The 25,931-nt window shown below is 61.7% G+C and carries 30 protein-coding genes and 1 tRNA gene; 24 read left to right on the top strand and 7 right to left on the bottom strand.

Annotated features, from left to right (window positions below):
- Nucleotides 1–180: 180 nt before the first annotated feature.
- From FFS21_RS05595 to FFS21_RS05510, 19 genes are all read left to right on the top strand, one after another.
- Nucleotides 181–606 (top strand): helix-turn-helix domain-containing protein, encoded by a 426-nt coding sequence (locus tag FFS21_RS05595; protein WP_137923922.1) that lies wholly within the window; start codon nucleotides 181–183, stop codon nucleotides 604–606.
- 160 nt (nucleotides 607–766) lie between these two features.
- Nucleotides 767–1,231: a hypothetical protein gene (locus tag FFS21_RS05590; RefSeq protein ID WP_137923921.1), complete on the top strand. Its 465-nt coding sequence runs from the start codon at nucleotides 767–769 to the stop codon at nucleotides 1,229–1,231.
- Between the two features lie 210 nt (nucleotides 1,232–1,441).
- Nucleotides 1,442–1,648: a hypothetical protein gene (locus FFS21_RS05585; protein ID WP_137923920.1), complete on the top strand. Its 207-nt coding sequence runs from the start codon at nucleotides 1,442–1,444 to the stop codon at nucleotides 1,646–1,648.
- A gap of 178 nt (nucleotides 1,649–1,826) precedes the next feature.
- Complete coding sequence (locus FFS21_RS05580; RefSeq protein ID WP_137923919.1) at nucleotides 1,827–2,276, top strand: hypothetical protein; 450 nt, start codon at nucleotides 1,827–1,829, stop codon at nucleotides 2,274–2,276.
- Nucleotides 2,273–2,506 (top strand): hypothetical protein, encoded by a 234-nt coding sequence (locus tag FFS21_RS05575; RefSeq protein ID WP_137923918.1) that lies wholly within the window; start codon nucleotides 2,273–2,275, stop codon nucleotides 2,504–2,506. Before FFS21_RS05580 ends, FFS21_RS05575 begins: the two co-directional genes overlap by 4 nt.
- 97 nt (nucleotides 2,507–2,603) lie before the next feature.
- Nucleotides 2,604–3,185 carry a hypothetical protein gene (locus tag FFS21_RS05570; RefSeq protein WP_137923917.1) on the top strand — a complete coding sequence of 194 codons (582 nt, stop codon included), beginning with the start codon at nucleotides 2,604–2,606 and terminating at the stop codon, nucleotides 3,183–3,185.
- Nucleotides 3,182–3,394 carry a hypothetical protein gene (locus FFS21_RS05565; RefSeq protein WP_137923916.1) on the top strand — a complete coding sequence of 71 codons (213 nt, stop codon included), beginning with the start codon at nucleotides 3,182–3,184 and terminating at the stop codon, nucleotides 3,392–3,394. Before FFS21_RS05570 ends, FFS21_RS05565 begins: the two co-directional genes overlap by 4 nt.
- Nucleotides 3,391–3,519, top strand: a complete 129-nt coding sequence (locus FFS21_RS32670) for a hypothetical protein (RefSeq protein ID WP_283205136.1) — start codon at nucleotides 3,391–3,393, stop codon at nucleotides 3,517–3,519. Before FFS21_RS05565 ends, FFS21_RS32670 begins: the two co-directional genes overlap by 4 nt.
- A 133-nt stretch (nucleotides 3,520–3,652) precedes the next feature.
- Complete coding sequence (locus tag FFS21_RS05560) at nucleotides 3,653–4,747, top strand: beta clamp domain-containing protein (protein WP_137923915.1); 1,095 nt, start codon at nucleotides 3,653–3,655, stop codon at nucleotides 4,745–4,747.
- A gap of 13 nt (nucleotides 4,748–4,760) precedes the next feature.
- On the top strand, nucleotides 4,761–5,075 hold the full coding sequence (locus FFS21_RS05555; RefSeq protein ID WP_137923914.1) for a hypothetical protein: 315 nt from the start codon (nucleotides 4,761–4,763) through the stop codon (nucleotides 5,073–5,075).
- 9 nt (nucleotides 5,076–5,084) lie between these two features.
- On the top strand, nucleotides 5,085–5,396 hold the full coding sequence (locus FFS21_RS05550; protein ID WP_137923913.1) for a hypothetical protein: 312 nt from the start codon (nucleotides 5,085–5,087) through the stop codon (nucleotides 5,394–5,396).
- Nucleotides 5,393–6,088 (top strand): hypothetical protein, encoded by a 696-nt coding sequence (locus FFS21_RS05545; protein WP_137923912.1) that lies wholly within the window; start codon nucleotides 5,393–5,395, stop codon nucleotides 6,086–6,088. Before FFS21_RS05550 ends, FFS21_RS05545 begins: the two co-directional genes overlap by 4 nt.
- Entirely contained in the window at nucleotides 6,085–6,600 is a 516-nt protein-coding gene (locus tag FFS21_RS05540; protein WP_137923911.1) for a hypothetical protein, read from the top strand. The genes FFS21_RS05545 and FFS21_RS05540 overlap by 4 nt, the downstream gene beginning before the upstream one ends.
- Nucleotides 6,597–7,565, top strand: a complete 969-nt coding sequence (locus FFS21_RS05535) for a hypothetical protein (RefSeq protein ID WP_137923910.1) — start codon at nucleotides 6,597–6,599, stop codon at nucleotides 7,563–7,565. Before FFS21_RS05540 ends, FFS21_RS05535 begins: the two co-directional genes overlap by 4 nt.
- 189 nt (nucleotides 7,566–7,754) lie before the next feature.
- Entirely contained in the window at nucleotides 7,755–8,255 is a 501-nt protein-coding gene (locus FFS21_RS05530) for a hypothetical protein (RefSeq protein WP_137923909.1), read from the top strand.
- A 1-nt stretch (nucleotide 8,256) separates the two neighbouring features.
- Nucleotides 8,257–8,766 carry a hypothetical protein gene (locus FFS21_RS05525; RefSeq protein ID WP_137923908.1) on the top strand — a complete coding sequence of 170 codons (510 nt, stop codon included), beginning with the start codon at nucleotides 8,257–8,259 and terminating at the stop codon, nucleotides 8,764–8,766.
- 376 nt (nucleotides 8,767–9,142) lie between these two features.
- Nucleotides 9,143–9,526, top strand: a complete 384-nt coding sequence (locus FFS21_RS05520; RefSeq protein WP_137923907.1) for a hypothetical protein — start codon at nucleotides 9,143–9,145, stop codon at nucleotides 9,524–9,526.
- 295 nt (nucleotides 9,527–9,821) lie between these two features.
- The gene (locus FFS21_RS05515; protein ID WP_171020326.1) at nucleotides 9,822–10,034 is read left to right on the top strand and encodes a DUF4224 domain-containing protein; all 213 of its coding nucleotides are present in this window, start codon (nucleotides 9,822–9,824) and stop codon (nucleotides 10,032–10,034) included.
- Nucleotides 10,031–11,080 carry a site-specific integrase gene (locus tag FFS21_RS05510; RefSeq protein ID WP_137923905.1) on the top strand — a complete coding sequence of 350 codons (1,050 nt, stop codon included), beginning with the start codon at nucleotides 10,031–10,033 and terminating at the stop codon, nucleotides 11,078–11,080. Before FFS21_RS05515 ends, FFS21_RS05510 begins: the two co-directional genes overlap by 4 nt.
- 107 nt (nucleotides 11,081–11,187) lie before the next feature.
- Here the strand turns inward: FFS21_RS05510 and FFS21_RS05505 are convergent.
- The 6 genes from FFS21_RS05505 to FFS21_RS05480 form a co-directional block, all read right to left on the bottom strand.
- Nucleotides 11,188–11,263 (bottom strand) — tRNA-His (locus tag FFS21_RS05505).
- Between the two features lie 104 nt (nucleotides 11,264–11,367).
- A complete protein-coding gene (locus FFS21_RS05500) occupies nucleotides 11,368–11,628 on the bottom strand; it encodes a hypothetical protein (protein ID WP_137923904.1) in 261 nt (86 codons plus the stop codon).
- 784 nt (nucleotides 11,629–12,412) lie between these two features.
- Nucleotides 12,413–13,480: a tRNA dihydrouridine(20/20a) synthase DusA gene (dusA, locus tag FFS21_RS05495; protein WP_137923903.1), complete on the bottom strand. Its 1,068-nt coding sequence runs from the start codon at nucleotides 13,478–13,480 to the stop codon at nucleotides 12,413–12,415.
- 604 nt (nucleotides 13,481–14,084) lie between these two features.
- Entirely contained in the window at nucleotides 14,085–14,642 is a 558-nt protein-coding gene (locus FFS21_RS05490) for an NADPH-dependent FMN reductase (RefSeq protein WP_137923902.1), read from the bottom strand.
- A 156-nt stretch (nucleotides 14,643–14,798) separates the two neighbouring features.
- Nucleotides 14,799–15,920, bottom strand: coding sequence for an enoyl-CoA hydratase/isomerase family protein (locus tag FFS21_RS05485; protein ID WP_137923901.1), 1,122 nt, complete (start codon nucleotides 15,918–15,920; stop codon nucleotides 14,799–14,801).
- Nucleotides 15,921–16,081: 161 nt separating this feature from the next.
- Nucleotides 16,082–17,650: a methyl-accepting chemotaxis protein gene (locus FFS21_RS05480; RefSeq protein WP_137923900.1), complete on the bottom strand. Its 1,569-nt coding sequence runs from the start codon at nucleotides 17,648–17,650 to the stop codon at nucleotides 16,082–16,084.
- A gap of 242 nt (nucleotides 17,651–17,892) precedes the next feature.
- On the opposite strand from FFS21_RS05480, the gene FFS21_RS05475 reads away from it, so the two are divergent.
- Nucleotides 17,893–18,822, top strand: a complete 930-nt coding sequence (locus FFS21_RS05475) for a sterol desaturase family protein (RefSeq protein WP_137923899.1) — start codon at nucleotides 17,893–17,895, stop codon at nucleotides 18,820–18,822.
- 65 nt (nucleotides 18,823–18,887) lie between these two features.
- Here the strand turns inward: FFS21_RS05475 and typA are convergent, their stop codons facing one another.
- Nucleotides 18,888–20,708, bottom strand: coding sequence for a translational GTPase TypA (gene typA / locus FFS21_RS05470; protein ID WP_137923898.1), 1,821 nt, complete (start codon nucleotides 20,706–20,708; stop codon nucleotides 18,888–18,890).
- 195 nt (nucleotides 20,709–20,903) lie between these two features.
- On the opposite strand from typA, the gene FFS21_RS05465 reads away from it, so the two are divergent.
- From FFS21_RS05465 to FFS21_RS05450, 4 genes are all read left to right on the top strand, one after another.
- Nucleotides 20,904–21,407 carry a MarR family winged helix-turn-helix transcriptional regulator gene (locus tag FFS21_RS05465; protein ID WP_137923897.1) on the top strand — a complete coding sequence of 168 codons (504 nt, stop codon included), beginning with the start codon at nucleotides 20,904–20,906 and terminating at the stop codon, nucleotides 21,405–21,407.
- Nucleotides 21,408–21,512: 105 nt separating this feature from the next.
- A complete protein-coding gene (locus tag FFS21_RS05460) occupies nucleotides 21,513–23,036 on the top strand; it encodes an AdeC/AdeK/OprM family multidrug efflux complex outer membrane factor (RefSeq protein WP_137923896.1) in 1,524 nt (507 codons plus the stop codon).
- Nucleotides 23,037–23,099: 63 nt separating this feature from the next.
- Nucleotides 23,100–24,332 (top strand): HlyD family secretion protein, encoded by a 1,233-nt coding sequence (locus FFS21_RS05455; protein WP_137923895.1) that lies wholly within the window; start codon nucleotides 23,100–23,102, stop codon nucleotides 24,330–24,332.
- Nucleotides 24,333–24,354: 22 nt separating this feature from the next.
- Nucleotides 24,355–25,931, top strand: a 1,577-nt coding sequence (locus FFS21_RS05450) for a DHA2 family efflux MFS transporter permease subunit (protein ID WP_137923894.1), incomplete at its 3' end; no start/stop codon positions are given.

Raw genomic sequence — 25,931 nt, 5'->3', positions numbered from 1 at the left:
TTGGGCAGTTGATCCGGCCACTGCGAATAGGCTTGAGGCGAAATGCCTATGGCATTCGCTGCCGCCGACGTCGTGCCCCCTAAGAGCTCGGTTGCTTTGGACTTTTCCATGCAGTGGATTTAAGCATTCTTAAATACAAAATGCAACCATGATCCTCATTCCTGTAAGTATGCTTTCGTCATGAAGACCACAACCTACGGCGAGCGACTCGAGGAAGCCCTTCGACTGTCCGGCAAAGACAGGCAGCACCTGGCCGATGCGATAGGCGTCACGGTGCAGGCCATCTCATTGGTCATTGGCGGCAAAACAAAGGCGCTCAACGCCGAAAATTCCGCCCGTGCGGCCAGATTTACCGGCGTTGACGCGTTCTGGCTTGCCACGGGCGTAGGTAGTCCAGAGAGCGCGGGAATGCCAGAAGACCGTTGGCCATTTCGAGCAAGCTATAAGCAATACGATCGACTTACCGAAGCCCAGAAGAAGTCACTCGAAGTCATCCTTTCCGAGTTCATCAAGTCGAGCCTGGCGGATCGAGACGATTGGGGTGCGCCCAAACCCGTTGGCGTCATCGCGACTGCCAACCCCACCAAACGACAGAAGCATGGCTAAGGCCGAATCTGGTATCCACCCACAGAGAACATGAGAAACAGTATCGACGCCTCTGGCGACAGCCTTCGCGGCTCCGCTCACCTTTTTATCGAGAAGCGTGGGTACGTACCACCCAAGCCACCTCCACCACGGCCGTCTAAATAACGCTTAGACTTGCGTCATGAATCGAGACGACCTTCTTTTCGGCATCAGATACAGCGCACGCCTTATGGAGCGGCAAGGTAGGTTTTGGAAAAAAGTCGATGGAACGATTCGACTTTGCTCGCTGTTGTCAGGTATGGCGGCCCTTTCGTTTTTGATGAAAGAAGGGACCACTACGGCCACGGTTTTCGGGTTGTTTTTCGCCTTCTGCCAAGCGATCGAGTACGGCCTGCAGCCATCGGAAAAGGCTGCCAAGGCCGGCACCCAGCGCCGAAGGTTCACCGATCTTCTCGGCCGTGCCCCTGGCCTGAGCGATCTAGAATTGTCTGCGGCGTTCCATTCCCTTCCCGCTGATGAAGAGGTCCCTGCGATTGAATCATTGCGCGCCGTTGCGTATAACGATGTCCTCGACGAGCGCGGGGACGACCCAACACACAAGATGCCGTTGACTTTCCCCAATCGTCTTTTCGCTGTCATCGGTTAGCGCCGTTCCACTTTCTCTCCCCGCATCTAGATAGCCCGCCACTTCGGCGGGCTTTTGCATTTCTCCGTCCGACAAATATCTCTGCCACTCACCCCACAGAGGGTCTTGCATCCGACCAATCGGGGGTGTGGCCGCAATCCCAAACGAGTTAAAGCATTGTGCTCATCTGATCACCGCCGGGTACATGGCGGGCAGCGGAGATACAGCCCAATGGGTGAAGTACTGGATTTGCTTGCGTTCAGGGAAAGGAAGGGTCGACAAAGCAGTGGAACGGGTGACGCAGCACACGACACGATCGTCATCGAAAGGCTTCCGACTGGAGAGCTCGCCTACGCATTGAACGGAATTTTCACGACATCCCGGCGGCTGTCCGCCCAGGCGATGACCAAGGTCCTGGACCGTGTTCTGGAGGATTGACGTGCCCCTCAATTAAGCTTTCTTGCTTTTTTGTTTTAAGCATGCTTAACTACCACCCATGCAATCACTTTGCTGGAGACATGGGATGGACCTGCTCGTACCTATCGGAATCATGGCTTGGATGCTGCTGGTGGTGGTCGTCATGCAGCTTTTCTGGGTTGGCGGGAGAGCCTGAGCCATGGCGAAGACCCTCACCAACATCGAGCTCCTCGCTCTGCCGCTTTGCCAGCAGGCTCTGGCGATGGAAGAGCGCCGACATAAGGCCCGTATCCAAGAGCTGAAGGACATGGCCGCCTCGCTCGCCGCATTGGAAGCCATGCAGGCAGCGATCAAGGCCGCCGGTCACACGCTCTACGCAGACACGATCGCCCCCGTGTATGGCAAGCGGCAAACGCTGCGCATCACCACCCACTTCACGTCCGCCGAGGTCTCGCTTACCAAGGCATTGCTCACGGTCGGGTTCGCGATCGTCGAGCGCGGCGAAGGCCTTCTGCGTTCGGTGCTGCTCAAGAAGGGCCGCCTGAGCATTCAGGTCTTCACGTCCGAGGAGAACCTGGCACGCGCCGAGGGCGAGTTTGAAACCGCTCTGATCGCGGCCGCCGCGCCTCTCGCTAAGGAGGCAGCATGACACCCGACCAAGCCGCCCAGCGCCAAGCCGCCGTGGTTAACGACCACGAGAAGCTACTGCGTGAACTGCAGATCGCTCAAATCATCATTGGGAACGCCTCGCAGCTGATGACCATCAGCCAGCGCCTGGTATGGGGCGAGCGAAACGCCAACTCCGCCGCCCGCCTCAGCGCCGCGCACAAGGAAGTAGGCGCAGCGGTCCTCGCCGCAGCGATAGGGAGCGCAGCATGAACGCCCGCGCCTTCCTCGTCGCCGCCCTGCTCTATTTCGTCCTGCCGCCGCTCGTGCTAGCCGGGACGCTGCTGGTCAAGTCCTGCGGAGGTGCAGCATGAACGCGCCCACCCAGTACCAGATCGGCCTGCTTCAGCACACGCTGGGCATCAGCGAGCGTCACCGTGATCCACATCGCAACCACTTTGTCGCTGGCCCGGGTCACGACGACATGGCGGACTTGGAACAGTTGGAAGCGGCTGGCCTGATGATTCGCGGCCATCGCCCGGGTTTCCTGCCTGGCGACTCGATCGTCTTCTACACGACAGAAGCGGGGCGCTATCTGGCGCTCACGTCCCTGCCTGAGCCGAAAAAGCCGTCGCGCTACGAGGAATATCTGCGCGCCGACGGCTGCGCTGGCGATTCGTTCGGCGAGTTCCTGTGCGGCGGTCGGCTCCCGAAATTCGAGTATCACGATTGCGCCCGGTACTACGGCTACGGCTGGTACCTGGCCCAGCAGCGATCAGACCTGAAGGACTGGCGCGGTTACGTCTATCGCATGTACCGCGCGGACGCCTATGGCCGGCACGAGATCGAGGGCGAGTGGTGCAAGACCAAGAAGGAAGCCAAGGCCAGCTACAAGGCCGCATTGAAGAAGCACCAGGAGAATCAACAAGCCGAGCGGAGGGCCTACGCATGATCTCCGTAACCGCCGAGTATCTGATGGGCATCAAAGAAGGCCGCGAGATCCTCGCCAACCACGGCACTTCCGACATCTCTATTGACGACCGCATTGCGAACCTGCGCTCCACGATCGAGGGCTTCGCCGCTTCCACACCGGTCGGCCAGATGCTGCGTGGCGAGCGTGACTTCTGGCTGCATCAACAGAAACTCGGAGCGTCCGCATGAAGTTCCTCCGCGCCCTCGCCTTCTGGTTCGGTACCGCCATCGGCGTGATCGCCCTCTCTGCCCTATACGCCTCGCTCAACACGGACGCGGCCACCGCCACCCCTATCTGGAGGCAGCAAGCATGAACAACGACACCTTCATGGTCGACCACGTACGCGAGATGCGCGCCAAGGGCTGGAAGCTGAGCGGCCGTCTGCTGCCGAATGGCGACCTCGAATACGTCCGCCTCCACTGAAATTCACTCTCACGGATACACCGATGTTCTCCATCTCTGGAAAAGCGCTGAGCGACGCGTTCAAGATCGCCAGCCAGGCAGTCCTTCCCCGGTCACCGTTCCCGGCCTTCACGCACATCCGCGTCATGGCCCGCGCCGATGCTGAATCGCTGAGCTTCACTGGTTCGTCTGGTCATGTGACGGTCACCGTCAACGCCGAGGCAGAGCTGGTCGACGACCTCGACGTCTGCCTCCCTGCGGACAAGCTGAACGCCGTCTGTGGAATGGGTGCGGAGCGCGTGACCTTCACCGCCGACGGAGCGAAGGTTGTGGCGCGTGCGGGTAAGTGCCGCCTCACCATGCTGTCGCTCCCTGGGCAGGACTTCGCGCTGCCGAACCTTGAGGGTTCGCCTGAGGTGGTGTTCGACGCTCCGGGGCTGACTGATCTCATTCCAAGCGTCTCATTCGCTGCGGCTGGGCCGAAGTATCACGACAGGCCCATTCTCAGAAACCTCTGGGTGGAGTGCGACGGCACTTCCATTCACCTGGTGGCATCGGACAACCTGATGCTGGCAGTCAATGCGGTACCGGCAGCCTCAGGTGAATTCGGCAGGGATATACCCTCGTTCGGGTTCGCTCTTCCGGATGCTGCTGCGGATCTACTTAGCACCATTGGCGCCGATCACTTCGAGGTATTTCCGGGCCACGTCCTGGCCAGCCGGCGAGGCGTGAAGATCGTATGCAGCCGCACGCCGGGACAGTATGGGCAGTGGCGCCGAATCATTCCCAACCCCGATCAGTTTGTGACCTTCAGCCGCGAGGATCTGGCGAAGGTCTGCCCGTTGCATCGCATTTTCGACACCGTCGGCGCAATTCGATTGGAGCAGGACGGCAACTACTGCTCGCTCACTATCGCCGATGGCTCCCAAGCCGTGGAGGCCGAACTTGAGCTGACGCAGTTCAGTGAGGAATCGCATCTGGAGGCCACCTTCGTTGGCGCGCAGCTGATGCGCATGCTCGGCCAAGTCAAGACTGACGACGTGTCCCTCTCGTGGGCCACCCCAAAAGATAAAGCACCCACGGTCTTCCTACTGCAAGACGGTAGCTGGCGCGGCGTGCTCAGCACCCTTCGCACCTAACCGGAGCCTCATCATGACCATCGACGAAATCAAGCGCAAAGCCGCGCGTGCGGCGCGCAAGGGCGACGTCCAAGAAATGGACCGCCTCGAACTCGAGTACATCAAGAAAGCTGTGCCGCTGAGCGTGGAGAGCCCCGAAGACCCGGACGAGCGGTCCCGCATCATGGCTCAACCCACGCACCTCTTCCGTGGTGCTGGCCCCAACGGCGAAACCCGGATTCGCTGGATGCGCTGCGATGGCGTAATCGTTCACTCCGACATCAACGGCCACCAGGTGGAAGAGCACGACGACGTGCCGACGCTCTTCCCGCTGGCCGAGGCTGCCTGACCGCGCGCCATGCCGACCCTCACAACCGCCCTCGCCACCGTCCCGGCCCTGATCGCGCCCTTCGTTGCGCTCGGCGTGGGCGCCTATAAAAACCACCGCTGGATGCAGCGGACCGCAGAAGGAGCTCCACCGATGGCAATCGTCAGCACCGCGACGATGATCGACCGCCTCGTCGCAATCATCGACACGCGAAAACTGCGCATCGACGAGATCGGCTTCGTCAACCAGCTGAAAGAGAAGGTGAAGCGCTCCCGCATCGTCGACCTCACCGCCGATGAGGTGGAGCGCCTGGACGAGATCCACGGGAGGCTCTTTCGATGACCTGCACTCAAGCCACATTCGAGCGCGACGTTGCCCAACACGCGATGACCGTACTGCACGAGGACGGCGTGTACCGCCATGTCCGCTTCCGCAGGCCCGATTCATCGAGTATGCACTTCGACCTCGTCACTTACCCGGGATACCTGGTCTATTCAGGCGATATGGGTTGCTACGTGTTCTCGCGCTTGACGGACATGTTCGAGTTCTTCCGCACCGATCGCCTGCACGGGAAAGACCCAAGCAAGCTGTATATCAACCGCGGGTACTGGTCCGAAAAGTTGCAGGCGGTGGACGGCAATCGCCGCGGCGGGGGCGCCACCGAGTTCGATCAGGAGAAGTTCCGGCAGATCATCAACCAGTACCGGATGCGCTGGGTTCGTGAGCACCGCGACGTGCTCGACAAGGAGCAGCGCCGCGCGTTATGGGAAGCGGTCGACGACGAGGTGCTGCGCTACCTCGATGACGGCGAGCATGCTGCCTACCAGCACGCTCACGACTTCTCCTGGTCGGCCAATCCGACAAGCCACCACCGACACGGATACGATCGTCGGCACCGCACCTTCGCATTCGAAGACCTGTGGGAGCACGACTTCACCGACTACACCTTCCACTTCACCTGGTGCTGCTTCGCTATCGCGTGGGCAATCCTCCAGTATGACGCTGCGAAGCTGCCGGCGAAGGAGGCCGCATGATTCGCCGCCTGCTGCTCGCCTACTCGGCATCCCGCCCGTGCAAGATCATCAGCGAGGCCGGCCGCCCCTATCTGGAGCGCTACTTCGTGTGCGCGCTCTTCGGCATCCGCGTCTACCTGCACCGCTTTGTCGGCTCCGACCCTGATCGTGGCCTGCACGACCACCCGTGGCGCTGGGCCGTGTCCATCATCTTGCGCGGCTGGTACTACGAAGCCACGCGTATGGGCACGCGCAAAGTCCGCTGGCTCAACTTCCTGACCGGAGACTCGTTCCACCGCGTGATTCTGTCGCCTGGTCCGTTGCCCGACGTGCATACGCCGCCGGAGGTCTGGTCGCTCTTCATCGTGCCGGCCAAGGACGTCAAGGTCTGGGGATTCCTGCGCGACAAGGGGCAGATGGGCCAAGTGTTCACGCCGTTCGACTACGGATCAGGCGGCAAACCCGCTAAGTGGTGGATGCACGCGCCCAAAGGCCGCGATGCCGCTGGCCGGCAGACTGAGGGGCAAGCATGAGCACCAACACCACCGCATGCCAAGCGGAGGCGCTTCACTCCGCAGTTGCTGCGATCTACTTCGCTGATTCAAGTGACTACCTGTCAGCGCTGTGGAGCGTGGTGCAGAACCTTGCCCCGGATCTGGTCCATGAACTTCGGGAGTATCCGAAGCGCGCGTTCGATCAATCCATGTCTCGAGTCGAGGCCGCAGCCCTCGCCCCCCATTCTGCGGATGCCCGCAATGGGGGCGCGCTGCAAGACATCGTAGATCGCATCAAAGCCTATGGCGACGCACTGTATTGCAAGGCATCCGCCACTTCACCCGTGGACAAGAATAGCTGGAACAGGTCTGCGGAAGGCGTTCTCGCAGGTATCGCCGACCAACTCCGCGTACTACTCGCCGCGCCCGCCGCACCAGCGCCGGCTCTCAGCCGAAGCGATATGCAAGAGTTCGCGCTGTTCCGCGCCTCACTGAAGGATGCTGTTCGCACTGGCAAGCCGATGACTGTGGTGGGTTCCGACGCAGAATTTATGGAGCGCCTCCTTTCAGCGTTGGAGGCCGCACCAGCGCCGGCACCCACTGCGCAGGCGGATGCGTTGCAGGGCTGGCGATTCACGAATCGCGAGCCGGGTGCCTGGCTCGTGCGCCCGCCTAAAGGCGAACAATGGGTGGTCTTCAAAGATACGCCAGCCTATGCACTGATCGAGACGATCCACGCCGCCCACCAGCAATTCGCCACTCCGGCAGACGCGGCGAGCGAGGGGGATAAGAGCGGCGATGCATGCCGACTCGATTTCATGGCTTCTCATGAGGCGTGGATTGCGTGGAGCAAGGACGGCGAATCTTGTCGTGTGTTCCACCGTGACGAGGAAGGCGACCTGGTTCCGGTCATGGGCTGGAAGTGTCCGTGGTTCGGCAACGCTCGCGAAGCAATCGACGCCGCCATGGCCGATCAGGCACAGAAGGGAGGGGAGCATGGCTGATGTCAACAACACGAAAGCCTACCCAGGCGACATCGCCATCGAATGTTCGAAGGTGCGCAAGTGCGGCTGGAAAGGAATGGAGTCCGACATGGCTTCCGTCCCACACAAGACTATGAAAGGCGCTATGCAGCGCATCTGCCCCAAGTGCGGATGCGACTCCTACTATCGCCGCGACACAGGATGTGCGACATGAGCCGAAGCGGATACACCGACGATTGCGAAAACCTTGGGCTGTGGCGCGGCGCGGTCGAGCGCGCTATTCGCGGGAAGCGCGGCCAGCAAGCTCTCAAAGAAATCGCGACGGCCATGGATGCGATGCCGAACAAGGTCCTCGTGGCGCACGAGCTCGTCACGCCCACAGGCCAGTACTGCACGCTGGGCGTGTTGGGAGCGGCGCGTGGCCTCGATCTCTCCGATACGGATCCAGAAGACTACGACATAGTGGCTGAGACCTTCAAGCTGGCCCCGTCAATGGTGCGGGAGATCGTCTACGAGAACGATGAGGCCATGGCCACCTGGCGATACGTCGATGTCGAAATTTGCGGCCCGGTGCGCCCGTACTATCCGGAATACGGCAATCACATCGTGCGGACCCTGGTGGATATTCCGGAAGGCGAGCTTGGCCCCATGCGTTGGAAGCGCATGCGTGAGTGGGTGGCGCGCAACCTGCTGAATGAAAGGAGCAACTGATATGGCATACGCACTCGGTCAAATCGTTCGGCTGACCAGGGACATCATCGAAGATGCCTGCGGCGAGCATCCGTCACTGCTGCTGGGCGCGAAGGGCGATCTGTGCAAGATCACGATTCGGGGCACCACGAAGCCAGCCTTCGACTTTGTCGTCGATCGCATCAAGGGCGGCTCCTTCGCCGTCCGGGCTGTAGAGATCGAAGACGCTCCAGCGAATATCTGGCTGTTCTCCTACGGGGACGACTACTGGCTGACCCGTGAAACGGATCCGGCGAAGGTGCTGGCCGAATACCTGGAATGCTTTGGCCCCATGGATCCCAGTGAGGTTGGCTGCGCGACCATGGATGGCGAGCCGGCAGCCGTGCCGTGCATCCTCCCGCCCGACAAACTGGCGCTCTGCACCTTCACCAATGAGGACGGCACCAAGGAGCCGTTCATCGAAGCCATCGCGAAGCAACTGGCAATGCCGGATACGGTCCTGCCGTATCTGTTCGCGAGTGCCAACTGCTAACGGGGGAGGTGCACCATGAAATTACCCGTTGTTGACAAAGCCTCCACCGTCCACGTAGTTCGTGGAGTCCACGACGAACCGATAGGTTTTCGGATCAGGGGCACCAAGAACACGCCATTGCTCCATGGCGCGAAACGCGATTCGAGCCCGATTGGAATCGAAAATATCCCTGAACGATTGGGACTTATCCCCCATGAGGGTAAGCGCCGTCGTGCCTGCAAATGCACGGTAATCCCATTCTATGCCGCCACTAACAATGCGGACGGCGAACTCACGCCCAAGGCGTCGCTCACGACTTCGCTATGCACCGTGCAGAAGTACTCGAGGCTCATGATAGGGCTCCGACCGAATCGATGTTATTGACGGGCATCCTAGCATGACGACTGATCTGTACTACCTCCAAGACAGCCGCAGCCATGTCGGAAACGACATGCTGTGGTGGTGCCCCAATGGCGCTGGCTACACGACGGATCTGAGGAAGGCTGCCGTCTACACGCGGGAAGAAGCCCAGGCCAAGCACGACAGCCGGGCGACTGACATTCCCTGGCCGAAGGCATACATCGATGGCAAGACCCGCCCCGCAGTCGACATGCAGTACGTCAGGCGCGCCGAGGCCTTGGCCAACACCGGAATCGTGCTCAAAAAGCCCGAGCCGATCTGGCGGGAAGTCATCAACTGCCAAGGTTGCGGCCGCTTCATGAACGAGCGGGTCCGCTATTCCGGTCCTTGCGACCACTGCGGGACGGACAACAGGCCATGACCACGATCACCCTGACGAAGCTTGTGGCCGACGCTCGTGCGCTGGCCAACGACCACCCGTGCAAATCCGTGGGCCACTCGTGGGAGACAGACGGCGGCCGCAGCTGTCCCAGCTTCGACTGGGTCAACTGCTCTCAGCCGGTCTACCGCTGCACACGGTGCGGTGAACACGACTACGGAGACAGCGGCGGCCCCGGTCACCGCCATTGCACCACCGAGTGCCCGCATCGGCCCTAAGCATGCAGGACATCGCAGCCCGTATCATCGAAACAACCCGGAAACACTGGGAGCACTGTATGGCAACCCTGACGAACGAAGAACTCAAAGACATCACCGGCGGCCTGGTGCAAGGGGCGGCGCAGCGCCGCTGGATCCGCAAGCAACTCGGCTTCGAGCCGCCGATGAAGGTAGACGGCCATCCCATGATCACCTGGGAGCAGGTCAATCGCGGCAAGGTCGGCGGTTCCGTCAGGCCGACCAGCGGCCCGCGCTGGAGCGTGGCAGCATGAACCGTCCCCGCAAGGTCAAGGAAGGAAAGGGCCTGCTGGATCGCATGGAGGCCCGGCCACGCAAGGACGGACTGGTGACTTACCGATACCGGCCTGTGGGGGCGAAGCCCATCAACCTCGGGACGGATCGCCTGAAGGCCATCCAGCACGTTCTGGACATGCTCGGCATGGGCGACAACATCGGCATGATCGGTCGGCTCTGGGAGCAGTATCAGGAGACGAACGACTGGCGCAAGCTCTCCGATGGCACGAGGACCGACTACACCCAGTGCAGCACGCCGCTCCTGAAGGTGTTTTCCGAGACCAAGGCCAGCGAGATCCGCGCGACTGATGTGGCCCGGTATCTCCGCGTCGAGCGCAAGGATGCCCCTGTGCGCGCCAACCGCGAGGTCGCCCTGCTCTCCAACCTGATCAACCTGGCGATCGAGCGCGGCGAGGCCGAGGCAAACCCATGCCGGCAGGTGAGGCGGAACACGGAGCAGCCGCGATCAAAGGCGCCGGACCCCGCCGCGCTGGCGGCATTCTTGGAATGGCTGTCGAAGCAGGGAGCGCAGCGGCGCATTATCGGCCTGGCCGCCGAGTATGCCGCCGTGGCCGGCAGCCGGAAGGTGGAGTTCCTGGACATCGTTCGTCCGCAGGTCGACCGAAAGGCGATGGTGATTCGGACCAAGCGCGCCAAGCAACGTGGCACGAAGCGCGGTGAGATCATCGAAGAGGTCGAGATCACGCCAAAGCTTCTCGACCTTCTGAACCGGATCGACGCCCTGCATCTCGCGCAAGATCGCGGAGACTGCTTGTACCTGTTCCCGAACCGGCACGACAGCCATTACACGTCTGCCGGCTTCAAGGCGATGTGGGGGAAGGTAATGAATGCGGCGCTGGCCGACAAGGTCATCGAGGAGCGTTTCACCTTCCATGACTTGCGAGCCTACTACGCCACGACGCACAAGGCTGAGAGGGGAAGCCTGCCCGATTTACACGCAAACCCGGCCATTACCGCACGCGTGTACGATCGGAATCGAGTGGTCAAACGGAAGGCGCTTTAGTGGCGAGTATTCCCACGGTGGGAATACTGTGGGAATAAAGCACTGGATGGATATACAGAAAACAAAAAAGCCGCTTTTGTAAGCGGCTGATTTGCAAAGAAATTCTTTGGGGTGGCTGACGGGACTCGAACCCGCGACAACAGGAATCACAATCCTGGACTCTACCAACTGAGCTACAGCCACCGTAGAACTTGTTTCGTTGATCGTTGCGCGATCAGCGAAGAACAAGACTATACAAGGATTCCGGGCGGATGGCTAGTATTCCGCACAAATAAATTACGTGTGGGTCAGCGGCCGCCAACCCACTTCGACTCTAGCAGCACAGCCTCCTTGATGGCGGCGATGGTCTCTGTCTCGCTCTCGAAGAGACCGAGCAGGCGTTTCGACTTGCCATTCAGCACATCGCGATGCAAGGCGTCGCCGGCTTCGACGGACGTACCCGGGTGCCAGCAATAGCGGGCGGTCCATTTGCCGTCCTGCAACTGCTCTGCTACCCAGATCACCCGGCAATCTTCAAATACTTCGCCGAAGGGCTCTTCCGCGTTCATTCCTAGTCCTCAGGGCTTGCTTCCGGTCGGTCGACCGGCCAGCCTCTCTATTCTTATCCCCCACAGAACCACGCGGACTCCTCCGCAGGTTCACCAGACGGCATCTGATCCCAGCGCCGGCGCGAATCCTAGCATGCTGCTTTCTACACTTTGCGTCGCCATCCCTGGGTCGACCGGCGTCGCCTTATAGAGATTGGGACATTTAGCAAGGATTCGCCACACAAACGAGTATCGGCATATCCACCAGAAAGCGGAGTGTTTGCCCTACCAATGAAGGGTTCTTCCGTGCGTGGTGATGTTGGATACTCTTCCCCGAGGGACATTGACCCCCCTCGACATTCCCGACAGGCGATCACTCCCGACGAGCATCGCCTGCTTTTTTTTGATGCGCGCGTTCTTGCATCGCTCCCCGTCCTAACCCTCCGGACAAAAAAAGAGCCCGCCGAAGCGGACTCTAAATTTTGCGATCTCAATGCCCTGAAGGCCGTTTCAATGTAGACGTCGCACACCACTCGTACCATCCGGGCAAACCCACGGTCGGTGTCGTGCTTCCCGTCTTGTGAAAAAAACAGCCCGCACACGGCGGGCTGAATAATCAGTTGAAGAAAGCCCTGTATTCGAGGGCAGGCACAGTGTAAGAACATGAAGCGGCCCTGGCGAATTAGGGGAATCCCTTTGCCGAGGCGGCTCTCCAGTCGGTTCATCTGCCGCAAACGCCGCTGGTGCATACATTTGAGGCAATGGCACACGGCCGCCGTTCGAAATTAGAGCTTTTCCTCGGGGCCTATGCGGCTTCCTGCAGGTCGGGTCGAAGGTGGCTGCGAGCTTCAACGAAAAGCGCATCAACTTCCGCGCGAGAGCGAGCCGCGCTCATCCTGCGGGCATCCGACAGCACGCGTCGCCAGCCTCGCCCACCGTACACACCACGATGCAGGCCCAGCATATGGCGGGTGACCGAACCCATATAGCCACCCTGCTCCACCAGGTTGCCGATATACGCCTGCATCGCCAATTCCGCGTCCTCGCGTGTCGGGATGGGAGTGCCGGCGCCATAGAATCGATTATCCATCTCCGCAAGAATATACGGATCGTGATAAGCCTGGCGCCCGAGCATGACGCCGTCTACATATTGGAGATGATTTTCGATTTCGTCGTAGGTCGTAATACCGCCATTAATCAGAATTTCCAGATTTGGAAACTCTTTTTTCAAGCGGTAGGCTACCTCATAGCGGAGCGGCGGAATCTCACGGTTTTCCTTGGGACTTAGTCCCTTGAGAATCGCGTTACGCGCATGGACGATAAACGTTTCGCAACCAGCTTCGGCCACAATTCCGACAAAATCGCGCACGAAGTCATAGTGCTCGATGGTATCGATGCCGATCCGGTGCTTCACGGTCACCGGCACCGCCACCGCGTCGCGCATGGCTTTCACGCAGTCCGCCACCAATTGTGGCTCCGCCATCAGGCAAGCGCCGAATGCACCGCGCTGCACACGCTCGGACGGGCAGCCACAGTTCAGGTTGATTTCCTTGTAGCCCCACTGTTCGCCCAGCTTCGCGGCCTTTGCCAGATCGTCCGGCTCGCTACCGCCCAGCTGGAGCGCCACGGGATGCTCGATCTCATCGAAATCGAGGTGGCGCGGCACGTCTCCATGCAGCAACGCACCTGTCGTCACCATCTCGGTATAGAGCCACGTGTGGCGGCTCAGCGAACGGTGAAATGTGCGACAGCGGCGATCCGTCCAATCCATCATGGGTGCCACGGATATCCGGCGAGGCCGCACACCGGCTGGGCTGCCTTGGGTGCCTTCGATGCCGACTTCGGGTTGCGGGGTACTGCGGGTCTGTTCCATCACCTACTACCAGATGCGAAAGCACGGAAGTATACGGCAGCCAGTTCAAACGAGCGCGACGTCCTCACTGGCTCCGGTATGGAAACAGGGCAGTAGATACGAGACTTGTTGGCAAAGCTGGCCACGTTACCGCCCGCACCTGCAAAGCGAGAACCCCAAGCACTGAGGTGTTGTCGGCCACACTGCTCAAGTTCATGCTGCGCGACGCACGCGTTGCCCTGGGATTTGCATGACCGCGAAACTGGTGGATCAATGACGATTCCAGCACGCTTGCTGGGCGCACCAATGAAAACGGCGCCCATAAGGGCGCCGTCGCAGGAGAGGCAGCTTGCGGGGCCGGTACAGCGTGCCCCAAGGCAAGTGCCGATCCATGCATGATCAGTGCATGAACAGCCAGATCAGGATCAGAACGAAGGCCGGTACGCCGAGGAGCCACGCGAGGATATACGGCATGATTTGTTTCCTCCTTGTCTATATGTGGTGAGCACGACTCCACTATAGAAAGGCGATTCAAACGCCGGTGTCGGGTCCGTTCCGCTTCGCGTTGTAGGACGGAACTGACCCAAGACAATCGCTCCCGTAGCGCCTGTGACGCCGGTGAATCTCAGCCGCCCGTCTTCTCGATCCAGGCCGCGAAGGTGGTCAGGTACTTGCTCAGGAAACCGCGCGTGGATTCGTTGGCAATCCCTCCTTGTTCGTCGAACAGCTTGTCGGCACCGGCCAGATAGGCCTCGGGTTGCTGCAGCACCGGCACGTTCAGGAAGACCAGCGACTGTCGCAGATGGTGATTGGCACCAAACCCGCCGATATTGCCCGGCGATGCGCTGATCACGCCGCCCGGCTTGCCATCCCATGCGCTCTGACCATAGGGCCGCGAACCAATGTCGATAGCGTTCTTCAGTACCGCAGGCACCGAGCGGTTGTACTCGGGCGTAACAAACAGCACGGCGTCCGCACGGCGGATGCGATCGCGGAACGCCACCCACTCGGCTGGCGGGTTGTCGTCCAGATCCTGGTTGTACATGGACAGCTGGCGGATCTCGACAATGTCGAGTTTCAACTGGGGCGGCGCGAGCGCGGCAAGGGCCTTGGCCAGTTTCAGGTTCAGGGAGTCCTTGCGCAGGCTACCCACCACTACGGCGACATCACGAGGATTGCTCATACGGTTCCTTTCACTGTTCAGCGAATGTAGAGACGTTCAGGGAGATCGAGGGCGTGACCGCCCTGCCCAGGTCATGCCAAACGCACGACCGTGCAGGGCAGCCATCACTCTACTAGAGCCTGCGTGGTTCTGCTCCGCGGGTCAGGCCAGCGACAACTATCGGCCCAGCGCGGCCAGCGGGTGATCCTCGGCTTTCCACTTGCTGTCGAAGAACGCACGAACACGGCCCGGCGTCACCTCGTCGAGTCGCACCGGATTCCAGCGGGGCTGATGATCCTTGTCGATTGCCAGCGCGCGGATACCTTCCACGCCGTCGCCATGGCGGAACACGTCATGCATCATGTCCAGCTCCATGCGCAGTTCGTCGGCCAGCGACATCGACCGTGCACGGCGCACCTGCTCCAGCGTGACACAAAGCATCATCGGCGAACGGCTGCGCAGCATCGCCGCGGTCTGCGCCGCCCAGTCGCCAGCGGCATCGCTAACCCCGTCGAGGATGTCCCGCACCGTCGCGCGGCCAAAGAGGCTGTCGATGGCTTCGGCCTGATGTGCCAGTTGGCTCTCCGCCGGCACGCAGGCCCCTGCATGCTGCTGCGTGAACGTGGAAACATGTGCCAGCACCGCATCGCCACTGTTGAACGACTGCGCCTGCAGCGACGCCACCAGTTCGGCCAGTGCATTCGTTGGCAGGAAAGCATCTGCCAGCTTCGCGTACAACGCATCTGCCGCAGCAATCACGACGCCGGTGAGTCCGAGGTACTCGCCAATGTGCCCCGGCGTGCGCGCCAGGAACCAGCCGCCGCCTACATCGGGAAACAATCCGATATTGGTCTCCGGCATCGCCATCTTCGTGCGATCGGTAACGATCCGCAGCTTCGCGCCTTGCGAGATGCCCATGCCGCCGCCCATGACCACGCCATCCATCAGCGCGATGTAAGGCTTGGTGTAACGATGGATCAGGTAGTTGAGCGCGTATTCCTCGACGAAGAACTGGTCGAGCAGCGGATCACCCTCGTGGTACGCCTTGTGGAACCAGCGGATATCACCGCCCGCGCAAAACGCCTTGCCTCCTGCACCGGCCACTACCACCGCATGCACTGCCGGGTCGGCTTCCCAGCGCGTCAGCGCCGCCGTCATCGCTCGGATCATCTCCAGCGACAACGCATTGAGGGCCTGCGGGCGGGTCAGCGTCAGGTACGCCACACCGCCCTGCAGTCCGGTCGATACAAACTCGGTGAAACCCGGTTCCGTTGCTACGTTCGATACGACATCCGTCATGTGCAGTCTCTTCCGTCTTCGTTCTGATCGTCAGCGATTCTACGCCAGACATCCCGCGAAACAACGCTGACGGGACCGCTTCGCCCCGATTCGGAAGCGAATGAGAAATGCCTCAGTCTCGCATCGCGGTTTCACGAAGACGGCCTTTTGACCCATCGTTCTCAGGCCAGCCGGAACGTTCCCATCAGCCCCTTGAGCCGCTGCGCCTGATCCTCCAGCGAACCGGCCGCCGCTGCAGCTTCCTCCACCAGCGCGGCATTCTGCTGCGTCATGCCATCCATATGCGACACGGCCACGTTCACCTGCTCGATGCCGCGCGACTGCTCGTCGGACGCTGCGCTGATATCGCCAATGATGTCGGTCACCCGCCGCACAGCGCCGACGATGTCCTGCATGGCGCGCTCCGCACCATTGACCAGAGCCGTCCCTTCGCGCACATTCGCCACCGATGCGCCGATCAGCGCACGAATTTCCTTCGACGCCGACGCACAGCGTTGCGACAGGTCGCGCACATCGCCGGCCACCACGGCAAAGCCACGTCCGTGTTCGCCGGCCCTTGCCGCTTCCACCGCCGCGTTCAATGCGAGGATGTTTGTCTGGAACGCAATTTTCTCGATCACCTCGATGATGTCGACGATCTTGTTGGCGCCCGTGTCGATCTGCTGCATCGTGGTCTGCACGCGCGCCACAGCCTCGCTGCCATGCTCGGCCAGCGAGCGGGCATCCACAGCCAGCGTGCTCGCTTCGCGCGCGCTATCGGCGTTCAGGCGCACCGTGCTCGTCAGTTCCTCCATGCTCGACGCGGTCTCTTCGAGCGACGCGGCCTGCTGCTCCGTGCGTTGCGACAGGTTGGCATTGCCGCTGGCAATCTGCTGGCTGGCCGCCGCGATCGAGTCCGCACCACCGCGCACCTCGCCCACCATCTGCGCAAGCTTCTGCTGCATGCGGCCCAGCATGCCGAGCATGCGCGTGGTTTCGCTCTTCGCGTGCTCGTCGGCGTCCACGCCCAGATGGCGATCCGTCGATGCGCTCAGGTCACCATCGGCCATCCGCGCAAAACGTGCGATAGCGATATCGAGCGGCTGCACGATCGACGCACGCAGACGCCACGCCACCACCGTACTGAACACCAGCCCCACCAGCAGCACGCCGATGGAAATCGTCAGCAGCCAGTCATAGCGCTGCTGCGACGATTCGTAGACGGCCTTTGCACTGGCAACCTGCAGCTTGGCGAGTTCGGTATTGACGGCCGTGAAGGCGATGTCGAGTTTCGGAATTTCCTCCATGACGTAACGCATCACGGCATCGCGATCACCGCGATGCAACGCGGCGATCATCGGCGCCACACCCTGCTCGAACAGTGCGCGGCGCTTGGCCGAGACGTCGTCGGTGGCACGCGCCTGCTCAGGCGTACGCGGAATCGCCATGTAGCCCTGCCACGCGGCATCGGAGAGCCGCGCGAAATCCTGCGCCGTCGCGGCGCGCGCCTTGCCATCTTCTGCTTTCGTGGCGAACGCTGCCTGATCCAGCAGCACGCGCACGAGTAACTGGTTGGAACGGGCTTCGGCAAGGAACGATGCTGCCGACAATTGCTGTTGATAGATTTGCCGCGTGGCATCGTTGCTGCGCGACATGCCGATGCAACCAACGGCACCGACAATCAGCAGCAACAAGTTGGTGACAATCGTCAGGAGCCACAGTCGGGCTCCGATCGTAGTGTTGCGAAACATGGGGGCGTTCTCTCCGTGACGTGAATGACGGCCACTCCTCCATGGCCGACGATCCCAATGACGGCATTGCCACGACTGACTTGATTGCATTCGCGTGATGTTCAGCCGTGCATTTTTGTGATGACGCCGAAAGAGTTGCGCACACATCACCTGTCGTGACGCAAGTCCGGACAAGCGCGCACAAGCCCGCGTATGGAGGAAATCCTCAGTGCGGTTTTCGTTGGAATAGGCACACTGGCGGGATGACCGCCCCTGCTTCCACGGCCACTGCCGCCACATTCGATCCCGGCCTCATCCTGATGGCCTTCGCGCCGGTATTCCTGCTGACCATCGGATGGGAAGCGTGGTACTGGTCGAAGCGCGATCGCTCGATCTACAGTTGGCGCGACACACTGTCGAACGCCACGCTGGCGTTGCTGCATCAGGCGTCCGACGCCTTCTTCCTCTGGTTGATGATTCGCACCGTCTACACCTGGTGCTATGCGCAGGGTCTGCGCGCGGTGCCTGAGACGTGGTGGTCCTTCGCGCTGCTATTGCTGCTGCAGGATTTTCTCTACTACTGGTTTCACCGCGCGAGCCACCGCGTGCGATGGATGTGGGCCTCGCATGTGGCCCACCATTCGTCCGAAGGAATGAATTTCTCCACGGCGTTCCGGCAAAGCCTGACCTATCCGATTTCCGGCATGTGGCTGTTCTGGATTCCGCTGGCGTGGATCGGATTCTCGCCAGACTGGGTGATCCTGGCCGTGGGCCTGAACCTCGCATTCCAGTTCTTCGTGCATACGCGACTCGGGCAGCGCTGGCCCCTCGTCGAGAAACTCGTGAACACACCGAGCGTCCACCGCGTGCATCACGCGAAGAATCCGCAATACATCGATCGAAACTACGCGGGCGTGCTGACGATCTGGGATCGGATGTTCGGCACGTTCGTGCCCGAGGAAGACGCGCCGCAGTACGGCATCACGCGGCAGATCCGCACGCACAATCCGCTGACGCTGACCTTCCACGAATGGCGCGACATGTTCGCGGATGTCTGGCGGGATCGGGATCTGCGGTATTTGTGGAAGCCGCCGGAGTGGCGGGCGAAGGCTGATGCTGAAGCGGTTGATGCGCTGGCCCTCTCCCCCGGCCCCCCTCCCGGAGGAAGAGGGGAGCAAACCCCTGGTATGTGATAGCGTCTCGACAATAAAAAAACCGCGCCACCAGGGCGCGGTTTTTTACCTTGCGATGCGGAGATTTACACCGCTTCGCGCGAAGCACGCTTGCGCTCGTGCTCCTTCAGGTGGCGCTTGCGCAGACGAATGCTCTTCGGCGTGATCTCGACCAGTTCGTCGTCAGCGATGAATTCCACCGCGTATTCGAGCGACATCTGGATCGGCGGCACCAGGCGCACGGCTTCGTCAGTACCCGAGGCGCGCACGTTGGTCAGCTGCTTGCCCTTGATCGGGTTCACGACGAGGTCGTTGTCGCGGCTGTGAATGCCGATGATCATGCCTTCGTACAGTGCATCGCCCGGCTTCACGAACATGCGGCCGCGATCCTGCAGCTTCCACAGTGCGTAGGCCACGGCGTCGCCGTCGTCCTGCGAGATCAGCACGCCGTTGTGGCGCTCACCCAGGCCGCCTTCGCGCAGCGGCGCGTAGTCGTCGAAGATGTGGCTGATCAGGCCGGTACCGCGCGTCAGCGTCAGGAACTCGCCCTGGAAGCCGATCAGGCCACGTGCCGGAATACGGTATTCCAGACGTGTGCGGCCCTTGCCGTCCGATGCCATGTCGAGCAGTTCGCCCTTGCGGCGACCCAGTTCTTCCATGACCGAACCCTGATGGCCGTCTTCGACGTCCACGGTCAGCAGTTCGAACGGCTCGTGCTTGACGCCGCCGATGTCCTTGAACACCACGCGCGGACGCGACACGGCCAGCTCGTAGCCTTCACGGCGCATGTTTTCCAGCAGAATCGTCAGGTGCAGTTCGCCACGGCCCGAGACTTCGAAGATCGTGTCGTCGCCGGTGTCCTGCACGCGCAGTGCCACGTTTGCCTTCAGTTCGCGGTCCAGACGCTCGCGCAGCTGGCGGCTCGTGACGAACTTGCCTTCACGGCCGGCCAGCGGGGACGTGTTCACGCAGAAGTTCATCGTCAGCGTGGGCTCGTCCACCTTCAGCATCGGCAGTGCGTCCAGGGCTTCGGGAGCGCACACGGTGCAGCCAATGCCCAGTTCCTCGATACCGTTGATCAGCACGATGTCGCCGGCTTCGGCTTCGGGCACGATCTCGCGCTCCAGGCCACGGAACTTCAGCACCTGGTTGATACGGCCCTTGATCGGGTTGCCTTCCGGACCGAACTTGACCACCACGTCCTGCAGCGCACGGGCGCGGCCACGCGAGATGCGGCCAACGCCGATCTTGCCGACGTAGCTGGAGTAGTCCAGCGAGATGATCTGCATCTGCAGGGGACCATCCGGATCGTCGTTACGGACCGGCACCTTGGTCAGCACGGTCTCGAACAACGGCTTCATGTCGCCATCGCGCACGTCTTCGGTCAGGCCGGCATAGCCGTTCAGGCCCGATGCGTAGATGACGGGGAAGTCGAGCTGTTCGTCGTTGGCGCCCAGCTTGTCGAACAGGTCGAACGTCTGGTTGATCACCCAGTCAGGACGTGCGCCCGGGCGGTCGATCTTGTTGATCACGACGATCGGCTTCAGGCCCAGGGCCAGCGCCTTGCGCGTCACGAAACGCGTCTGCGGCATCGGGCCTTCCACGGCATCGACCAGCAGCAGCACGCCGTCGACCATCGACAGTACGCGCTCCACTTCACCGCCGAAGTCGGCGTGGCCCGGGGTGTCCACGATGTTGATGTGCGTGCCGTTGTACTCCACGGCACAGTTCTTCGCGAGAATCGTGATCCCGCGCTCCTTTTCCAGGTCGTTGGAGTCCATCACGCGCTCAACCATTTGCTGGTTGTCGCGGAAGGTGCCTGCCTGACGCAGGAGTTGGTCGACCAGAGTGGTCTTGCCATGATCGACGTGAGCGATGATGGCGATATTACGGATGGCGCGGGTCATTCGGTCCCCTGAAATCGGGCAATCGGAAGAAAAATTAACCCGACATTCTAGCATGTTGCAGCGCGGAACGCGCTATGGTTCTTCAGCATAGATCAAGGGCAGCCATTGCGTAAATTGCAATAACCAATTGTGACGCTTGCGAGTGGCATAGCCGATTAGCTATATTTGCTCAGACAAATATTGCCGCGCCAAGAGATGACTTCTCATTCACCTGCCGATCTGTTCGATCCTGCCGACTATCAAATCGGCAAAAGCGTGGGCTATTTGCTCGCGCGCGCCAAGAACGTGCTGTCGCTAGGGGTGGAACAGGAAGTCAGCGGCCTGGACATGACGCACGCGCAGGCCATCTGCCTGATGATGCTCGCCGAGGGCGAGGCCACCACCGTCACGGATCTGGCGCGCGCGCTCAACACGGACGCAGGTTCGGTCACCCGCCTGCTGAGCCGTATGGAAAAGCGCGGGCTGATTGCCCGCACGCGGCGTGACGACGACCGCCGCGTGGTGGATTTGTCGATCACGGCCGAAGGCGATGCACTGGTGGAGAAGTTGCCTGTCGCGTTGTGTAACGTCATGCGCCGTGGCTTCGATGGCTTCTCGCAACAAGAGATCGATGTGCTGTGCGGCATGCTGCAGCGGATCATCACCAATACCTGCCCTGCCGGCGAAGCCGGATGTCCGCAGGACCGCAATTCCGAATAGCCCTTCCGATAGTGCCCAGATGGCGCACCAGTCCTTGCAGTGAACCCAAACGGCCGGATGCCCGTTGTTTCCGGCCCCGAGAGTCAGCGTCAACGCACCTGTTCCATGACACCCATTCATTCTTCCGCCCCGACGCATCCGCACCGGGAATGGCACCGGACCGGCGCCCTTGCCCTGACGCTGCTCGCTGCGGCCGTACTGGCCGGCTGTGCCGCGTTCGGCAATTCGCAGAGCACGCAGCATGTGGCCGATCCCGCCACGCTGACCTCGCCGCAGACGTTCACCAACGACCACGGCCAATGGCCGTCGCAGGATTGGGTCGACCAGTTCCACGATGCGCAATTGCGCAAGCTCGTCGACGAAGCCATCCTGGACAATCCGAACCTGCAAGTGGCGATCGCGCGCCTGCAAGCGTCGCGCGCCATGGCCGATGCCACGCGTGCCGCGCTGTACCCGGGTGTCGATTTCGAAGGCAGCCTGGTGCGCCAGCGCTTCTCCGAAACCGATCTGTTCGAAGGTACGCCGCTCGCCGGCTCGTGGCAGAACCAGACGCGCCTGCAGCTTGGACTGTCGTGGGATCTCGACTTCTGGGGCAAGAACCGCGACGCACTGGAAGCCGCGCTCTCCGAAGACCGCTCCATGGAAGCCGAAAGCCAGGCGGCACGGCTGATGCTGACCACGTCGATCGCACGCGGCTACAACCGTCTGGCTGCACTCTATGCGCAGCGCGACGTGGCCGAACGCGCCATCGCCCAGCGCCGCGACCTGACCGACCTGTCGCGCCAGCGCCTGGCCGCCGGCCTCGACACCCAGGTGGAAACCACGCAGGCACGCGGCACCGTGGCTGCCGCTCAGACCGATCTGCAGCGCGTGGATGAGGAAATTGCCCTCGCCCGCAACCAGATCGCCGCGCTGCTCGGCAAGGGCCCGGACCGTGGCCTGCAGATCGCCAAGCCGACGCTGCTCGCCAACGCCACGCCACAACTGCCCGACGACCTGACCATCGGCCTGATAGGACGCCGCCCCGACCTCGTGGCTGCGCGCTGGCGCGTGGAAGCCGCGTCGCAGGACATCAGCGTGGCGAAGAAGGAATTCCTGCCCGATCTCACGCTGACCGCGTTCGCAGGCTACGCATCGCTCGATCCGTCGAACCTGCTGATGGGGATCAGCCGCACGTTCGGCGTGGGTCCCACGCTGAAGCTGCCAATCTTCGCAGGCGGACGCTTGCGCGCGAACCTCAAGGGCAAGTACGCGCAGTACGACATCGCTGCGGCCAGCTACAACCAGACGCTGGTCGATGCCCTGCGCGAGACTGCCGATACGGTGACGAGCATCCGCAGCGTCGATCAGCAAATCCGCACTCAACGCGAAGCGCTCGATCTGGCGGAACACGCCTACTCGCTTTCCATCACGCGCTACAAGGCCGGCCTCGGCACGCAACTGACCGTGCTCAACACCGAGAGCAACGTGCTGCAGCAACGACGCCTGTCCACCGACCTGCAGGCGCGCCGGCTCGATCTGCAGATCGGACTGATGAAAGCACTGGGTGGCGGTTACGAGGAACCCGTCGGGGCCACGGGCAAGGCCGAACAAACCGAAAAGACCAAGACCTCGGGCGCACACGGCTGACGCTGCATCGCCAAGACCCGGGCAAACGCAAGATACGACGACATTACGGACGAGAATTCGATCATGAGCTCCAACCAACAAGCAGCCGCCGCGGCTGAAAACAACGGCAAGCGCCGCCGCCTGCTGATCTCGCTGACCGCCGCCGTGGTGGTGGCAGGCATCGGCTATGGCCTCTACTGGGGTCTGTACGCGCGCCACTTCGAGAACACCGACGATGCCTACGTGGCCGGCAACGTTGTGCAGGTCACCCCGCTCGTGGGCGGCACCGTGGTATCGATTGCAGCCGACGACACGCAACTCGTCACCGCCGGCCAGCCGCTGATCCAGCTCGACCGCGCCGACTCGCAGGTCACCATGGAACAGGCCGAGGCCCAGCTCGCGCAAGCCGTGCGCGAAGTACGCACGCTGTACGTCAACAATGGGTCGCTGGCCGCCAACGTGGCGCTGCGCGAAGCCGATGTGGCCAAGGCGCGAGACGACCTTCGCCGCCGCCAGGCCATCGCCGGCTCGGGCGCCGTGTCGAGCGAGGAAATCGCCCACGCACAGACCTCGCTGAAGGCCGCCGAATCGGCACTGCTGGCCGCGCAGGAACAACTGGCCTCGAACAAGGTGCTGACCGACCAGACCACGGTCGAGAAGCACCCGAGCGTCCAGCGCGCCGCCGCCAACCTGCGCTCGGCCTACCTGGCGTTCGCACGATCGACAATTCCCGCGCCGGTCACAGGCTACGTGGCCAAGCGCTCGGTGCAGGTTGGCCAGCGCGTGCAGCCTGGCGCGCCGCTGATGGCCGTGGTGCCGCTCGACCAGGTCTGGGTGGACGCCAACTTCAAGGAAGTGCAGATCACGCATATGCGCATCGGGCAGCCCGTCGAGCTAGAAGCCGATGTCTACGGCTCGAAGGTCAAGTACACGGGCCACGTCGAAGGCTTCTCGGCCGGCACGGGTGCGGCCTTCTCGCTGCTGCCGGCGCAGAACGCCACCGGCAACTGGATCAAGGTGGTGCAGCGCCTGCCGGTGCGTATCGCGCTCGATGCCAAGCAATTGAAGGATCATCCGCTGCGCGTGGGTCTGTCGATGAATGTCACGGTCGATGTGCGCAACGAGGAAGGCGCGGCCATGGTCAACGCTACGAAGGGCCGCCCAATGCAGACCAATGTCTACGACAAGGTGGCAGAAGATGCCGACGCGCTGATCGCTCGCATTATCGCCCTGAACAACGGCGGACGCACGGCAGCGCCGGCGGCCACGGGTGCGCCACGCGCCATGGCTCCGAAGTTTCCCGCGGCCCATAGCTGAACCGACGAACCGCTGACTGCCAATGGCTAATTCCATCACCGCTACGCCGGACGACAGCGCGGCGCCGGCACCCAAGCCGGCGCCCCCCGCTCGCCCCGCGCAGCATCCGCCACTCACGGGCGGCAAACTCGTGTTGGGCACCATCGCGCTGTCGCTGGCCACGTTCATGAACGTGCTCGACTCGTCGATCGCCAACGTGTCCATCCCGGCCATCTCGGGCGACCTTGGCGTGTCGCCGAACCAGGGCACCTGGGTCATCACGTCGTTCGCGGTAGCCAACGCCATCTCGGTGCCGTTGACCGGATGGCTGACCCAGCGCTTCGGTGCCGTACGCCTGTTCGTGCTGTCGATCCTGCTGTTCGTGGTGTCGTCGTGGCTTTGCGGCGTGGCGCCGAACCTGGAGACCCTGCTTGCCGCACGCGTCCTGCAAGGTGCCGTGGCGGGCCCGATGATTCCGCTCTCACAGGCGCTGCTGCTGGCCAGCTATCCACCGGCCAAAAGCTCCATGGCACTCGCGTTATGGGGCATGACCACGCTCGTTGCCCCAATCATGGGGCCGCTGCTCGGCGGCTGGATCTCGGACAACATGACGTGGCCGTGGATCTTCTACATCAACATCCCCATCGGCATCCTGACGGCCTATGTAACCTGGGTCATCTACAAGGACCGCGAAACACCAACCAAGTCGCTGCCCATCGACCGCATCGGCCTGGCACTGCTGGTCATCTGGGTAGGGTCGATGCAGTTGATGCTCGACAAGGGCAAGGAACTCGACTGGTTCCACTCCGGCGTGATCGTCGCACTAACCGTGATCGCCATCGTGGGCTTCCTGTTCTTCCTGATCTGGGAACTGTACGAGAAGCACCCGATCGTCGATATCCACCTGTTCCGCGGCCGCAATTTCGCCGCGGGCGTGGTAGCCATCTCGGTGGCTTACGGGCTGTTCTTTGGCAACCTGGTGATCCTGCCGCTATGGCTGCAGACCATCGTGGGCTACACGGCAACCGACGCCGGTCTGGTCACCGCGCCAGTGGGGATTTTTGCAATCATTCTGTCCCCGATCATCGGCCGGGTGCTGCCCAAGGTAGACGCACGGTGGATCGCCACTACGGCGTTCATCACATTCGGCGCGGTCAGCTTCATGCGGGCGGGCTTCACGACCGGGGTAGATACGCGGGCGCTGGTGATTCCGACGTTGATTCAGGGCGCGGCCATGGCGATGTTCTTCATCCCGCTGACCTCGATCATCCTGTCAGGCCAGCCGCCTGAGAAGATTCCGGCTGCTTCCGGGCTGTCGAACTTCGTGCGAATCACGTTCGGCGCCATCGGCGCATCGATCTCGACTACGCTCTGGGAAAACCGCTCGGCGCTGCATCATGCGCAACTCGTCGAACAGATCAATCCGTACAATCCGATCTACCAGCAGCAGCTGGATCACCTGATGAGTATGGGCATGTCGAAGATGCAGGCCATCGGCTCCATCGAACGAAATATCTCGCTCCAGGCATCGATGCTGGGGGCAAACGATATCTTCTGGATTTCCGGCGTGCTGTTCTTCGTGCTGATCGTGTTCGTCTGGCTGACGAAGCGTGCGCAAGG

The sequence above is a fragment of the Cupriavidus sp. 2SB genome (genome assembly GCF_005503625.1).
Taxonomy (GTDB): domain Bacteria; phylum Pseudomonadota; class Gammaproteobacteria; order Burkholderiales; family Burkholderiaceae; genus Cupriavidus.
Note: the sequence above shows the minus strand (reverse complement) of the source record. Positions and strands in the feature narration are given on the sequence as shown.